The organism is uncultured Streptomyces sp., assembly GCF_947488945.1.
Lineage (GTDB): Bacteria > Actinomycetota > Actinomycetes > Streptomycetales > Streptomycetaceae > Streptomyces.
Genome location: NZ_CANLBS010000040.1, coordinates 1 through 14,798, shown reverse-complemented (window position 1 = coordinate 14,798; position 14,798 = coordinate 1). Strand labels below are relative to the sequence as shown.

Below are 14,798 nucleotides of genomic sequence, written 5' to 3'. Positions count from 1 at the left end.
GGTTCGGGGCGGCCGGACGGGCGCGGGGACCGGTGGGAGGCGGGCCGGGGCGGGCGGGCTCAGGCCGGGGCGACCAGCAGCGGGCGGGCCCGCTCGCGCAGCTCGGCGACGCGCGGCTCGTCGCCGTACGGTTCGAGCCGGTGCAGCAGGTCGCGGACGTACTCGGTGGTGCGGACCGAGGAGATCCGGCCGGCGACCTCCACCGCCCGGGTGCCTGCCGCGCACGCGGCGTCGAGGTTCCCCGACTCCAGCTCGGCGACGGCGGAGACGACCAGGCGCAGCCCGTGCGAGCGCACGAACTCCTCCGTCGGCCTGGACAGGGCCTGTTCCGTGAACCGCCGCACCTGCCGCGGGGCCTTCAGGTCCCGGTAGCACTCCGCGGCGTCCGCGGCGAACCGGTCGTAGGAGTAGAAGCCGAGCCACGACGGGTCGGCGTCGCCCGCCCGGGACCGCTCCAGCCAGCTCTCCGCGCCCTTGAGGGCGGCCGCGGCGGCCGGGGCGTCGCCCGCCTTGGCGTGGGCGCGTGCCTCGACCAGCCGGAAGAAGCTCATGGTGCGTGCCGTGGCCAGACCGCGGTTGCGCTCCACGGCCGCCTGCGCCAGGTCGACGCCCTCGTCGGCGAAGCCGCGGTAGGTGGCCTGGAGGGACATCGAGGCCAGGACGTACCCGCCGAGCGGCACGTCGGCGGCGGCCCTGGCCAGCCGCAGCGCCTGGATGTAGTACCGCTGGGCGGCCTCCTGCTGGCCGGTGTCGAACGCCATCCAGCCCGCCAGCCGGGTCAGTTCGGCCGACGCCCCGAACAGGGCCCGGCCGACCTCGTCGCTGTACGAGCCGAGCAGCAGCGGCGCGGCGTCGACGCGTAAGCACTCCGGGACCATGGAGGAGCGCCAGTCGCCGCCGCCGTACTTCGAGTCCCAGCGGCGCGCGTCCTGGGCCGCCTCGCGCAGTTTGGCCACGTCGCTGTGCCCGACCCGCAGCGGGGAGGCGTCCGCCACCGACTCGGGGCCCGGCTGTACCGGCACCGAGGCCCCGGGGACCCGCGGCGGGTGCGCCGTCCGTGCGCCGGGCGCGTCGGGACCGCCGAGCAGGACGGTGCCCGGTTCGCGCGCCACCGAGGCGTCGGCGGGCGTTATCAGCCAGCGCGAGGCGGGGGTGGCGTAGGCGCTGACGGAGAACGAGCCCGCCAGCGACTGCCAGATGCCGTTGCCGCCGCGCCGCCCGGCGAGGTCCAGCCGGTAGAGGTCGGTCGCCGACCGCACCGCCTCGCCCACGTCCCGCGGGAACGCGAGACCGACCTCGGGCGCCGGATCTGCGTCCGCCAGGCCGATCTCGTGCAACGGCACGGGCCGGCCGAGCTTCTGGCCGATCGCGGCCGCGATCAGGTGCGGAGCGGCACCCTGCGGCACCATGCCCTTGGAGACCCACCGGGCCACCGAGGTCTTGTCGTAGCGAAGGGTCAGCCCCCGCTGTGCTCCGAGGTCGTTGACCCGCCGGGCGAGCCCGGCGTTGCTGATTCCCGCGAGGGCGAGAACCGTGCCGAGCTTCTCGTTCGGCCCGCGTTGCTCCCTGGACATGCGCCACCCCTCGACACACAGACAGCCGCCGCGACACCGTGTTCGGCGCGCGGCATTCGTACCGTGTCCTCCCCCGCGACCGCCTCCGGTACCCGTCCGCACACGCATGTGGCCGAGGTCCGCGGAATATGCCGCCGTGCTGAGAACGCCAGTAAACACAGCGTAGTTCGCCGCATCCCCACCGTTAAGGGGCAGTCGTCCGGATGGCGGGATTGTTGTCCGTGGCGCGGGGTCGGCGGACGGCCGGGCGGAGCGCCGGCGGAGCCGGCCGTGCCCCGGCCGTGTGGCCGTGCGCCCGGCCGTGCGCTCTGCCCCGTCCGGCGCGGGAGCGCTTCGATGGGTGGCGCGTGGGTCGGCCCGCCGCACTGGACACGGCGGGCTGGGGGACACTGCCGCCCCATTCCCCGCGGGCGGCGGACCGGTCCGGGAGGCGTGAGGCGTCTCCCGGACCGTGCGCCGCGGCCCGCCGTACGAGGGCTGCGACAAGCGCCGGGCGTGGGTGTCCGCGAAACCGCCGGCCGGTCACCCGGAGCCCCTGTGCCGCCGCAGAGCGGCGCGAGAATGGCTGAATATCAACCCTCTTACGGCCACCGCGCGTTCGCGGGGGAACGTTCCCACCGTGGCCGGAAAACGCCCCCTCGGTCCGGACGGCCTTCCGATGGCCCGAACACGACGCCCGCCCGCGGCGCCCAACACCCGCACCGGGGGCGCACCGCGCGCCGACGACACGCCAACGCCGTACCGTCATGCAGAGGTTGACGCGTGGGGGTCGCCGGACCCGCTGGGCACGGCCCCGGCCTTTGCCAGGGGCGCATGCTCTTCCGGCGTGCGCCGCCCGTACCCCCTCCTGGGTGTGCTTGTCGTGGCAGCATGTCCCGCAGTGGCGTTCCCCGGTCCCTCGGACGCCCTTCTGTCCACAGCCTGTGGAGGCGGCGATGCGTTGGTTGGTGGGGTGGAGCAGTATCGCCGTGAGCTTCGGCACCGTCGGTGCGGTGGGCGCGCGCGGCGAGGGGCGCACGGTCCATCCCGTGGGCTCCCAACTGCTCTGGGGCGACCCCGATCCGCTCTGGGCGGTCGGTGACTGGCGCCCCGACGAGATCCGCCTGATCGACGCCGCGACCACCGTCGGCGCACCCGTCACCCGCCTCGCCGTCCTCGGCTGCTGCGGCGCCACCGACGAACAGCTCCGGGTCGGACTGCTCGCCGCCCGCGGCGGCGCCCTGCGCCACCTCACCGCGTGGCCCGGCAGCTACACCGCGGTGGTCCAGATCGGGCGCCGGATCACGGTCGTCGGTGACCTGGCGGGAGCCCGGCCGGTGTTCCACACCCCGTGGGCCGACGGCACCGCCTACGCCACCGCCGCGCTGCCCCTCGCCGACCTGATCGAGGCCCAGCTCGACATCGGTCACCTGGCGGCCCTGCTCGCCTGCCCCGACACCCCCGAGGCGCTGGGCGACGGCACCCCGTACGCCGGGGTGAGACGCATCCCGCCCGGCCACGCCCTCATCCTCCGGGAGGGCTCCCGCGAGATCACCGGCTACGAGCCGGTCGCCTCCCTCGCCGTCGCCGCCCCGCGCACCGACCCCGTACGCGCCGTGGACGGCGTGCGCGACGCGCTCGTCGAAGCCGTACGGGCCCGGCTCACCGCACCCCGCCACGCCCCCGAGAGCATGCCGCAGGACCCCGGACCGGTCCCCGGCATGGGGCCGGCCGACCGGCGGGCCGCCCGCGGCGGCCCGGTGCCCGGCATCGGCGCCGACCTCTCCGGCGGCAGCGCCTCCGCCACCCTCGCGCTGCTCGCCGCCGGACTGCCCGGACTCCCGGGAACGGTCCTCGGCCACGGCACCGGCGCGGGCGAACGGCTCATCGCCGTCACCTTCAACGACCTCTCCACCCGCGGTCACGAGGAAGAACTCGAACGGGCCCGGCTCATCGCCGCCAACCCCCGGCTGCACCACGTGGTCGTCCCGGCCGGCGACGACGCCCTGCCCTTCGCGGGCATGACCGTCGAGAGCGGCGTCATCACCGACGAGCCCGCCCCCTCCCTCGTCGACGCCGAACGCCACCGCCGCCGGCTCGCGGCGGGCAGCGCCGACCACTTCGTCGGGCACGGGGCCCGCCAGGTCCTGGACGCCCACCCGGCGCGCCTCGCCGACCTGCTGATGGACCGGCGCAGACGTGACCTGGTGCGGCCCGTCGCCGCGCTCACCCGAGCCGAACGCCCCTCCGCCCACTCGCTGTTCATCCCGCTCGCCGTCTACCGGGCCGCCCGTCGGCTCGCCCGCACCTCCTACCGCACCGGTCTGGAGAACGCGGCCGGCCTGCTGCCCGACGCGCACCGCTTCCCGCCGGACCTCGGCACCCCGGCCGACGCCTCGCTGGCCGCGCTCGCCTGGTCCCGCCCCGGTCCCGCCGCCCGCTGGCTCACCGGCGAGGCACTCGCGGAAGTATCGGTTCGCCTCCAGGAGGCGGCGATCCGCCCCAACGCCGCCCAGCGGCCGGGCGAAGCCCGCGCCCGGGCCGCCCTCGCCCGGCTCGCCGCCGACCACCGCATCCTCGAACAGGCGGCGGACATCCGCAGCCAGCGCCTGCACGCCCCCTTCCTCGACAACCAGGTCGTACGGGCGGCCCGCGCCCTTCCCGAGTCGCTCCGGGTGCAGCCCGGCGCGCGGGCCGCGATCCTGCGGCGGGTGCTGGCGGGTGCGGGGATCCACGACCTGCCGGCGGGCTGGGGCGCGCCCTCGCAGGCGACCGCTGCCTCCGCGGCCAGGGCCGGGCTGCGGACCGCGCTGCCCGAACTCATCGCGCTGTTCGACGCCCCGCTGCTGGCCGACGCGGGACTGGTCGAGGCGCGGGTGGTGCGCAAGGCCCTGCGCGCGGCGGCCGACGGCGAGCCCTTGCCGCTGGACGGCCTCGCCGACCTCGTTTCCACCGAACTCTGGCTCCGCCGCCTCATGGTGCGCCGCGGCACCTGCTGGACGGGTACCGCGGCGCCACGGACCCGGGCCGTCGCGGGTGGCGTACTCCCCCCGCCGCGACGGACGTTGCAGGCGTAGGGGCGTAGGGGCGTAGGGGCGTGGCGGCGTAAGAGCGCTGAGGCGTCGGGGCGCCGGACCGGATGCCGTACGCCAACGGGTGCGGACGGACGGGCGGTCGGGTGCGGGACGCCGGGATTCTGCGGCGCGAGCCTGCAGTTGGGTGCGGGACGCCGAGATTCTGCGGCGCGAGGCTGCAGTCGGGTGCGGGACGCCGGGCATCCCGGGGCGCGAGGCGGCAGTTGGGCCGTGGCGTTCCGGGGCGGGGCGGCCGGGCGTGGGAACTTCCGCGGCGGGGTGGCGGCCGGGTTCTCCGCGGCGGTGCGGGGCGGCAGCCGGGAACGGGCCCTTCACCGGCAGGGCGGCCGCGCGGGGTCTTCCCCCGGGCGGGGGCGGCGGACGTGCGCGGGGTGCGGGGTCAGGCGCAGGTGATGTGCGACTCGGCCCAGTCCGCCATCGTCACCCCGCCGAGCCCGCCCGCCGACTCCACGACGAGACGGATGGAGGCCTGCCCGTCGATCGCGACGCTGACCGGCACCGCGGGGTCGCCGCCGCGCACCACGCCGGAGCGCCACAGCAGGCTGCTGTCCCCGCCGTAGACCGAGAAGCGCACCGCGCCGAGGCCGAGTGCCAGATCGTCGATGCCGGCCCGGGCCTCGTAGCGGGTGCACTGCCGGTTGAGTTCGATCACGACCGAGGAACTGCCGCCGACGGTCACCCCGTGCGCGTAGGCGGTGGAGGCGACGGAGACGTTCTGCCGCTGCCAGATCGGGGTGCTCCGCCCCAGCACCACTTCGGGTTCGGTGTGGTCGCCGAGCAGTCCGTAGGCGATTTCGGCGACCCGGTAGACCGCGGGCTCCGGCGCGGGGGCCGGAGGCTCCGGGGTGGGGCTGGGCGACGGGGAGGGCGGCTCGGGCGTGGGGGAGGGGGCGGGCGCCGACGGCTCGGGCGAGGGGTCGGCGGGCGTGGGCGTCGGAACGGGCGTCGGAGCGTCGGACGGCGCTTCGGACGGCGCTTCGGACGGGGCGGACTCGGAGGGCGGCGGTCCTGCGGCGGGCGGAACGGCGGGCGACGGGGACGCCGCCGGCGGTACGGGAGCGGGCGCTTCGGGCGCCACAGCCGGCGGTCTGGCCTCGGGCCGGGCCTCCGGCTTCGCCCCGTCGTCGCCGACGAGCGCCCAGACCAGCCCGGCGGCGGCGGCGACGGCGACCGTCGCCGCGACGCCCGCCTTCGCGGGCGCGCCCAGTCCCTCCGACGCGGCGCCGCCGGCCGTGCTCCCGGACGAGGCGGAGCCGGCCGCGGCACCCCCGGCTGAGGCGGAGTGGCCCGCCGCGGCGGCCGCCCCCGCCCCGGCGACGCCCATGGTTCCGCCGGCCACGACCCCGGCCGCCTTGAGCGAGTACCCGACGGCGAACCAGCCGATGACCGCGATCGGCAGCAGCGCCGGGATGCCGGCGTTCACCTGCTGCAGCTCGCCCGCCGCCACCCGGCACTTGGCGCACTCCTCCAGGTGCTTGCGCAGGCCGCGCTCGGCCCGGGTCCTCAGCCCACCACGGGCGTGCGCGCCGAGCCGGTCGGCGTAGCGGGCACAGTCCCCGCCCTCCACCAGCGACTGGCTCACGTGCGCCTGGAGATAGGCCTGCTTGAGCCCTTCCCTGGCCCGGCTCGCGAGCACGGCGGTGGCATTGGGGGTGAGACCCAAGAGCGGTGCCACCTCGCTCGGCGACTCCTCCTCGACCGTGGTGTGCCAGAGCACGGCCTGCCAGCGCTCCGGAAGGGAGCGGAACGCCTGCATCGCCATCGACTGCTCGGCCTCGTGCATCGCCGCCACGTCGGCACCGAGGTCGATCGTGCCGTCGTCGGAGAGCTCGGACGAGCGAGTCGCCTGCGAGGCGAACACCGCGAAGTCGTCCACGAGATGCTCGCGCCTGGCGCTCTTCGACCAGGCCGCGGCCACGTGCCGGACCGCCGTCATGAGGTAGGCCCGGACCGCTTCCTCGGGGCCCTTGCCGCCGCGTACCGCCTGCAGCGTGCGGGCGAACACCTCGGCCGTCAGGTCGTCGGCCGTGTGCGCGTCGCGGCAGCAGGTGCGCGCGTACCGGTGGACCGCCGCCGAGTGGCGGCGGAACAGTTCCTCGTACGCCTCGTCGTCGCCGCCCCGCATGTTCCGGATCAGGTCGGCGTCACAGAGACCCCCGGCGGCCGCGCCGGTCCGGCCCTCGCGCTGGGCCGGCACGCCGGGGGCGCCCTCCCCGTCGCCGGAGATGCCGGCGGAGCGCCCGGACCCGACGGGCGGTTCCACCCGGGACGGCGCGCCGGGTCCGGTTACGGGGGCAACAGGTCCGCCTGCGGGGACGGCGCCGGTGGGATCGGCGGGCCGGGCCGGCCACGGACCGGGCAGGACGGTGCCCCCGTCCGTGCCCGCTCGGTCGGCGTCCTGGAGGTCGTCGGCCCCCACGGGCTCGGCGGCGGCGTCCGCGGGACCGCCCGCGCCACCGGCGGAGGCCGATCCGCCCCGATCCCCCTGGTGGGGCACCTGGCCCGACGACGGCGCGCCGGACTCCGTGGCACCGACGGTGGCGACACCCTCCGGCGGCTCTTCCCGCTGCCTGTCACCGCTCATCGCGGAAGCCCCCGTACAACGCCTCGACCCGAACTTCGGGCAAGCCTGCCACAGGGGCGCGTCGCCGCGTACCTCCTGTCCCACCAACCACTCGTCCGGGGACGGTTGACCCGAAAACCTGTGCCGACAGGAACCCGCAGGAACCCGCCCGAACCTGCCAGAACCCGCCGTGAACCCGCGAGGACGGCGTCCGGGCGGCACACCCGTCCCGGTCGGCTGGGTCGGCGCGACCCCGTCGGCAGGAACGTCCCGCCGGAACGCGCCGCCGGCACGGCCGCCGGAACGGCCGCCGGCACGGCCGCCGGAACGGCCGCCGGAACGGCCGCCGGAACGGCCGCCGGAACGGCCGCCGGAGCGGGGCCCCGGCGGCGCTCCGGCTCACGCGGGACGCGAGCGCAGACCCTCCAGCAGGATGTCGAGCAGCCGTGCCGAGGCTGCGGCCTGGTGTTCCGGGTCGGGCAGTGACGGGGCCGCCGTCGCGATCACCAGCAGCACGTCGGCGACCGTCACGTCGGCACGCAGTTCGCCCGACTCGCGGGCGCGCTCCACCAACTGTCCGACGACCTCCAGCAACGCGTCGGTCCCCGCACCCTCGTCCCCGGCGGGACCCGCCGGACGCCCGGCCGCCCCGGCGTGCTCATCGGCCGGGGCCGCGCCCCGCCGCTGGTTCGGCACCCGCGCATCGTCCTCGGAGCCCGGTCCGGCCGCCCCGTCCTCCAGGACGGGACCGACCCGCAGCATCTGCGGGGGCAGCAGCCTGCCCGCACCGGACGCCACCGACGTCCGCAGGAACCGGGAGAGCGCCGACCACGGCTCCTCCTCCTGGCCGAGCGCGGTCCTGGCCTGCTCGGTCAGCCGGGACGTCTCCGCCTCGGCTATCCGGCGGACCAGCACGTCCTTGCTGGGAAAGCGCCGGTAGACCGTACCGACCCCCACCCGGGCGCGCCGGGCGACGTCCTCCATCGGAGCGCCGTACCCAAGCTCGCCGAAGACCTCACGGGCGGCTCGCAGCACATGTTCGAGATTGCGCTGCGCGTCCACGCGCAGCGGCGCCGAGCGCACCGGCGGCTCGCCGGACCCGGACATCTCCACTGGACGCGTCGGCTCCACCACTCCGACGCCACCCGCCGTACGCAGCCGTCCCGCCCCCTCGATCGTGGCCGGAACGGTCGCATGACCATGATTTTCCTGAATGTGCATGACTTTCCCCCGGCTATGACGTCTCCCCCCGGAGACTTCCCCTCCGTTGAGTCGGGGAGCGGTCCGCCCAACGCCCCGGAACCCCCACCCCGAATGGCTATGAACATAGTTGAGCCGGAGTCAATTCAGAAGGGGGTAGTTCCGCACGGAGCGCCCCCCGATCGGAGCAAGGACCGGATGATTCCTGTTTCCACCCCATCCCGCGCCCCCGTACCCCCATCTGACCTGCGAAGCAGTCCCGCCACCCCGGACCCGGCGCGTGGCGGCGCGCCGGAGTGCGAGGGTCACACAATTTGCGGGGCCTGTGGACAAACCCGAGACTCCGTTGCGTCATGGGGTGGTGATGGATCCAGACCTCCGGGGAACGGCCCCCGGCAAGCGGCCGGATTTCCGCGTGCTCGTCGTCGGCGGCGGTTACGTCGGGATGTACACGGCGCTGCGTCTCCAGCGGAAACTGAAGGGGAGACTCCGGGCGGGCACCGCCGAGATCGTCGTCGTCACCCCCGACCCCTATATGACGTACCAGCCCTTTCTCCCCGAGGCCGCCGCCGGATCCATCTCGCCGCGCCACGTGGTCGTACCGCTGCGCCGTCTGCTGAACCTGTGCACGCTCGTCGTGGGCGAGGTCCGCGGCGTCGACCACGCCGGCCGGACCGCCACCGTCACCACGCCGGCCACGGGCGAGGACGGCACCGGCGCGAAGGAGATCCGGTACGACGAACTGGTCCTGGCGCCCGGCTCCGTCTCCCGCACGCTCCCGATCCCCGGCCTCGCCTCCTGCGGCATCGGCTTCAAGACGGTCGAGGAGGCCATCGGCCTGCGCAACCACGTCATCGAGCAGATGGACATCGCCTCCGCCACCCGCGACCACGGCGTCCGGGACGCGGCTCTCACCTTCCTCGTCGTCGGCGGCGGGTACGCGGGCGTCGAGGCGCTCGCCGAGCTGGAGGACATGGCCCGTTACGCGTCGCGGTACTACCACAACATCAAGGCCGAGGACCTGAGATGGATCCTGGTCGAAGCGACGGGACGGATCCTGCCCGAGGTGGGCGAGGAGATGGGCGCCTACGCGGTGCGCGAGCTGCGCGGCCGGAACATCGACGTACGGCTGGAGACCCGGCTGGAGTCCTGCGAGGACCGCATCGCCGTGCTCAGCGACGGCTCCCGCCTCCCGACCCGCACCCTGGTGTGGACCGCCGGGGTGAAACCGGCCCCGGTACTCCGGGCCACCGACCTGCCGCTGGACGAGCACGGCCGCATCCGCTGCACCGCCGACCTGAGGATCGCGGGGACCGCGCACGCGTGGGCGGCCGGCGACGCGGCGGCCGTGCCCGACCTGACCGCCGGGCCCGGTGCCCTGACCGCGCCCAACGCCCAGCACGCCGTCCGCCAGGCCAAGGTCCTCGCCGCCAACCTGCTCGCCTCGCTCGACGGCCGGCCACTCACCGAATACCGGCACGCGTACGCAGGTTCCGTCGCCTCGCTCGGGCTGCACAAGGGCGTCGCCCACGTCTACGGCCGCCGGGTCAAGGGGTACCCGGCATGGCTCATGCACCGCGTCTACCACCTGAGCCGCGTCCCCACCTTCAACCGGAAGGCGCGCGTACTCGCCGAATGGATTCTGTCCGGCCTCTTCAAGCGGGAGATCGTCTCGCTCGGCTCGCTCGAACACCCGCGCGCGGAATTCGCACGGGCCGCCGGTGGCCCCGGAGGCGCGTCCGAACCGCCCTCGGGCGGCGGGGGGAGCGACCGACCCGCCCCCGGCGACATCCCGCCCCAGAACCCCCGCTGACCGCAGCCCCGTTGACCTCGCCGAACGCCCGACGGCCACCCCCGTACCCACGGCCGAATGCCGACTGTCCGTACGCTCCGTCACACTGGACGTGTGACCATAGGTGCGCCGACACCTGCACAGAGTGACCCGGCCCGTTCGTGACCACCAGTGACGACTCCTCAGCCACCCGCGCAGTCCCCCGCACCCCCGCAGTCCCCCGCACGGCGGGGACCGCCCGCGCACCCCGGGAACCGGGACCCGCAGCCCCGGCCCGGCACGGCGCGGAGGAAGCGACCAGCCCGAGCGGACCAGACCGACACACGAGGCCTGAAATTACGTGAACTTCACGCGTTGGAGCGCCCGCCTTCCAGGAACCCAGCGCCGGGCCGCCGCCCGGAACGACCGCGGTTCCGTCCCCGCCGCCCGCGCCGAATGCGCGCGGCCGGACCAGCCGGACGCCGAGCCGGGGACACCGGGCGCCGACGAGTACCGGCACGACTCCGGGTCCGCCCTCGACGACCTGCCCGCGCGGGAGATCCTCGGCCGGCTGCCCGCCCCCGTCGCGCTCCTCCAGGGCCCCGGCCACCGCGTCGCCTACGTCAACGACGCCTACGAGAACGCGTTCGGCCCGCGCCGCTGCGGAGCCCGGGCGGCGGACGTCATGCCGGAGCTGGCCGAGCTCAGCGTGCTCCCCCTGATCGGCCAGGTCCTGCGCGGCGGCACCCCGCGCACGGTCAAGTCGCGCAGGACCGCGGCCGGCGTCTCGTACACCGTGACCTGCACCCCCGTCGCCGCCTGGCCGGCCGCGTACCCGGACGGCACGGGCCCGGCCCCGTCCGCCGAAGAGGGAGTGCTGGTCCACCTCGCCGACGTCACCGACCACGCCGAGGCCGCCGAGCGGTTCCGTGCGAGCGAACGCCGCCACCGCGACATGGCGGTCACCCTCCAGCGGTCCCTGCTCCCGCAGGAACTCGAACAACCCGACGACCTGCGGATCGCCGCCACCTACCAGCCCGGCGGCACCGACGCGGCCGTCGGCGGCGACTGGTACGACGTGATCACCCTGGGCGCCGGCCGCACCGCCCTCGTCATCGGCGACGTGATGGGCCGGGGCGTGCGCGCCGCCGCCGTGATGGGCCAGCTGAGGACCGCCGTACGCGCCTACGCACGCCTCGACCTGCCGCCGCACGAGGTGCTCCAGCTCCTGGACGGCCTCGCCACCGAGATCGACGCCACCCAGATCGCCACCTGCGTGTACGCCGTCCACGATCCCAACGAGGGCCACCTCGTCCACGCGTCCGCGGGCCACCTGCCGATCCTCGTCCGGGACGAGGAGGGCACCATCCACGTCGCCGCCGAGCCCACCGGTCCGCCGCTCGGCACCGGGGGGTGGGTGCACACCTCGGGCACCATCGCGCTGCCGCCCGGCTCCACCGCCGTCCTCTACACCGACGGGCTGGTGGAGCGGCGCAGCGAGGACATCGACGAAGGCGTGGCCGCCCTCGGCCGGGCGCTGTCCGGTGCCACCGGGTCGCCCCAGGTCGTCTGCGACCGGCTGATCCGTTCCCTCGGGGTGACCGCCGACCACGACGACGACGTGGCGGTCCTGGTCGTCCAGCACCCCGCCCGCACCGGGGCGGACGCGGAGCTCTTCCACAACGCGTCGCTCGATCTGCTCGGCGGCGTGGAAGCGGCGCCCCGCGCCCGGGCCTTCGCCACCGGCGTCCTGTCCTCGTGGCGCTTCCCGGTCGAGCTGCGCGACCTCGGCGTGCTCGCCGCCGCCGAACTCGTCGCCAACTCCCTCCAGCACGGCACTCCACCGATGCGGCTCGGACTGCGACGCACCGATCGCCGCCTGATCATCGAGGTGACCGACGGCGACGACCACCTGCCGCGCCGGCGCCGGGCCGAGCCGGCCGACGAGTCGGGGCGCGGCATCGCGATCGTCGCGACGGTCGCCACCTCCTGGGGGACGCGCCGTACCCCGGGCGGCGGCAAGTCCGTCTGGTGCGAGTTCGCGCTACCTCAGTGAGCGGTCGTCGCAGCGGCGGGCGCCTGTCCGCCCTCCGGCAGTGACACCGCCACCACCCGCGACGGCACGAGCGCGAGCGACGGCTTGTCCTGCACGGGGGTCAGCCGGCGCCCGAGCCGCAGCGCCAGCACGGTGATGCCGAGCGAACAGAGGACGAACGTCACGATGTACGGGGCGTGCAGCGAGGCCCCCATCGGACCACCGATCGCCGGACCGACCGCCAGCGCGAGCTGCTTGCAGAGCGCGAACGCCGAGTTGTACTGCCCGACCATCGCCTCCGGCGCGAGGTCCGCGACGAGCGGGGCGACGGTCGGCGAGAGCATCGACTCACCGAGCCCGAAGAGCGCGTACGTCGAGATCATCGCGGCGGTGGCCATGGTCTGGCTGCCGTGTCCGAGACCCGCGTATCCGGCGACGATCCAGGCGAACGCCCAGATCAGACCGACCGAGGCGATGACCCGGCTCCGCCTGCGCCGCTCCACCAGCCGCAGCACGACGAACTGTGCGACGACGATGACGGCGGTGTTCGCGGCCAGGGCCACGCCGAGCGTCGACGGATCGATGCCCGCCGCCTCGGTGCCGTAGGCGGCCAGTCCCGACTCGAACTGCCCGTAGCAGGCGAAGAAGACGACGAAGCCGAGTACGCAGAGCTGCACCATCGCCCGGTGCGACAGCAGCGTCCGCAGCCCGCCGGTGGCCGAGGCCCCGTCGGTGGGGCGCGCGTCGGCGATGACCGGACCGCGCGCCATGCGCACCGTGCCGACGACCGCGCCCAGCACGAGGAACATCACGGCTTCGACCAGGAACAGCAGGGTGAACGAGGAGGCCCGGTGGACGTCGACGATCTGCCCGCCGACCAGGCCGCCGATGCCGAGGCCCAGGTTCTGCAGGAAGAACTGCATGGCGAACGCACGCGTACGGGTCGCGGTGCCGGAGCACCAGACCAGCATCGTGGCCAGGGCCGGCTGCATCACGGCGGTTCCCGCGCCGAGGACCGCGGCGGCCGGGACGGCCGTCGCGACGTCGTCGGCGAACCCCAGCGCGGCGGCCCCGAGCGCCGCCACCACCGCGGCGACGATCAGCACCCGGTGCGGACCCCGCCGGTCGATCGCCCGGCCGGTGAACGGCAGGACCGCCAGCGCGGCCATCGCGAAGACCGCCAGGACCACCCCCGCCGTGCCGGCGCCCAGCCCCCGCACCTGCGCCACGTAGACGTACAGATACGGAACGGTGAACCCCATGCCGAAGGCGCTCAGCGCGCTGCCGAGCTGGATCCGCCGCAGAGCTGCGCCCATCTCCCTGGTCACACTCACCTACCTCATGATCTCGGGGGCCGCAGGAGGCCCCGGGTGGACGTCGATGGATCACATCAACCCGAAGACTTTAGCACTAAAGTTAGAAGTTCAACAATACAGAGGGAAGGGCTTCGAAGGTGCAGGCTTGACGTGCCATACTGCCCGCCATGTCAGACACGACCGGGCCCGACGCCGACGAGCCGAGCCTCGACGAGCAGATCGCCGCCTACCAGCGTGAATTCAGCGATCTGGATCCCCAGGTGGAGCAGGTCATCTCGGCGCTCGGCCGACTCAACCGCCGGATGAACGTCGCCTACGGCAGACAGCTCGCCGCCCTCGGCATCAGCAACGCCGAGTGGGAGGTGCTGAAGGCGCTCATCCTGGCCGGGGCTCCGTACCGGATGGGGCCGGGAGAGCTGGCGAAGCGTCTCGGGCTCACCCCCGCCGCCATGACCCACCGCATCGACCGGATGGCGACGGAAGGCCTCGTCACCCGCGACCGCGACGAGAGCAATCGGGTCCGGGTCATCGTCGAGGTCACCGACGAGGGACGCGCGAAGTGGCTGGAAGCCATGAGGATGGCGAGCGATTTCGAGGAGGACCTGCTCCAGGACCTCTCGGGCGACGAACGCGGGACGCTCAGCGGCATGCTCATCCGGTTGCTGCGCCGCGTCGAGCACGCGCAGCCGGATGCCGGCGGGCGGCTGACCGACCTGACGTGACCCGAGGCGGGCCACGTGCCCCGAGGCGGCCCACGAGCCGGCGGGCGGAGCCGAAGGGGCCGGGGGCGGGGGTTGAGGTCGGTCAGGTCGGGCGGGAGTTGGCCGGCTCCTGTGGGTCGGCCGGGTCAGCAGGTTGGCCAGGTCAGGTGGGGGTTGACACGGGCCCTGTCGATCCGTAAGGTTCTCCGAGTTGTCACCGAATCGCTCTGATCTGCGTGACAGCCGATCCCGCCGCTTCTGCGGCAACCACACTCAGCACGAACACCCGATCGGGATATTTTCGGCATGCCGAAATTCATTTCGATGACTCGATTATGAGTCGCACGGGGATTCCGCTAGGGTTTGGACGTCGGAACGGCCCACGGCCGGGAAGGCAAACCCCACTGACTGGGAATCAGGCCCGAAAGGATCTGATAGAGTCGGACTCGCCGGAAAGGGAAACGCGAAAGCGAAGAACTGGAAAGCGGAAAGTGCTTGACCCGCTTCGGCCGGGAATCGGACAGGAAAGTGTCTGATAGAGTCGGAAACGCAAGAACGAAGGGA

The 14,798-nt window shown here is 74.5% G+C and carries 8 protein-coding genes; 4 read left to right on the top strand and 4 right to left on the bottom strand.

The annotated features are described in order from the left end of the window. Nucleotides 1-59: 59 nt before the first annotated feature. Complete coding sequence (locus tag Q0994_RS33105; protein ID WP_299542280.1) at nt 60-1,574, bottom strand: sporulation protein; 1,515 nt, start codon at nt 1,572-1,574, stop codon at nt 60-62. A gap of 935 nt (nt 1,575-2,509) precedes the next feature. Between Q0994_RS33105 and Q0994_RS33100 the strand changes: the two genes are divergently transcribed. Continuing rightward, a complete protein-coding gene (locus Q0994_RS33100; protein ID WP_299542278.1) occupies nt 2,510-4,630 on the top strand; it encodes an asparagine synthase-related protein in 2,121 nt (706 codons plus the stop codon). A gap of 397 nt (nt 4,631-5,027) precedes the next feature. Here the strand turns inward: Q0994_RS33100 and Q0994_RS33095 are convergent, their stop codons facing one another. Then, nucleotides 5,028-7,232, bottom strand: a complete 2,205-nt coding sequence (locus Q0994_RS33095; protein WP_299542276.1) for a sigma-70 family RNA polymerase sigma factor — start codon at nt 7,230-7,232, stop codon at nt 5,028-5,030. 378 nt (nt 7,233-7,610) lie between these two features. Then, complete coding sequence (locus Q0994_RS33090) at nt 7,611-8,432, bottom strand: TetR/AcrR family transcriptional regulator (protein WP_299542274.1); 822 nt, start codon at nt 8,430-8,432, stop codon at nt 7,611-7,613. A 343-nt stretch (nt 8,433-8,775) separates the two neighbouring features. Between Q0994_RS33090 and Q0994_RS33085 the strand changes: the two genes are divergently transcribed. Both Q0994_RS33085 and Q0994_RS33080 read left to right on the top strand, forming a co-directional pair. Beyond that, a complete protein-coding gene (locus Q0994_RS33085) occupies nt 8,776-10,224 on the top strand; it encodes an NAD(P)/FAD-dependent oxidoreductase (RefSeq protein ID WP_299542272.1) in 1,449 nt (482 codons plus the stop codon). A gap of 319 nt (nt 10,225-10,543) precedes the next feature. Then, nucleotides 10,544-12,238, top strand: coding sequence for an ATP-binding SpoIIE family protein phosphatase (locus Q0994_RS33080; RefSeq protein WP_299542270.1), 1,695 nt, complete (start codon nt 10,544-10,546; stop codon nt 12,236-12,238). Here Q0994_RS33080 and Q0994_RS33075 read toward each other — a convergent pair. Continuing rightward, the gene (locus Q0994_RS33075) at nt 12,232-13,533 is read right to left on the bottom strand and encodes an MFS transporter (RefSeq protein WP_299542295.1); all 1,302 of its coding nucleotides are present in this window, start codon (nt 13,531-13,533) and stop codon (nt 12,232-12,234) included. The genes Q0994_RS33080 and Q0994_RS33075 overlap by 7 nt on opposite strands. 167 nt (nt 13,534-13,700) lie before the next feature. On the opposite strand from Q0994_RS33075, the gene Q0994_RS33070 reads away from it, so the two are divergent. After that, on the top strand, nt 13,701-14,255 hold the full coding sequence (locus Q0994_RS33070; RefSeq protein ID WP_299542268.1) for a MarR family winged helix-turn-helix transcriptional regulator: 555 nt from the start codon (nt 13,701-13,703) through the stop codon (nt 14,253-14,255). Nucleotides 14,256-14,798: the final 543 nt, after the last annotated feature.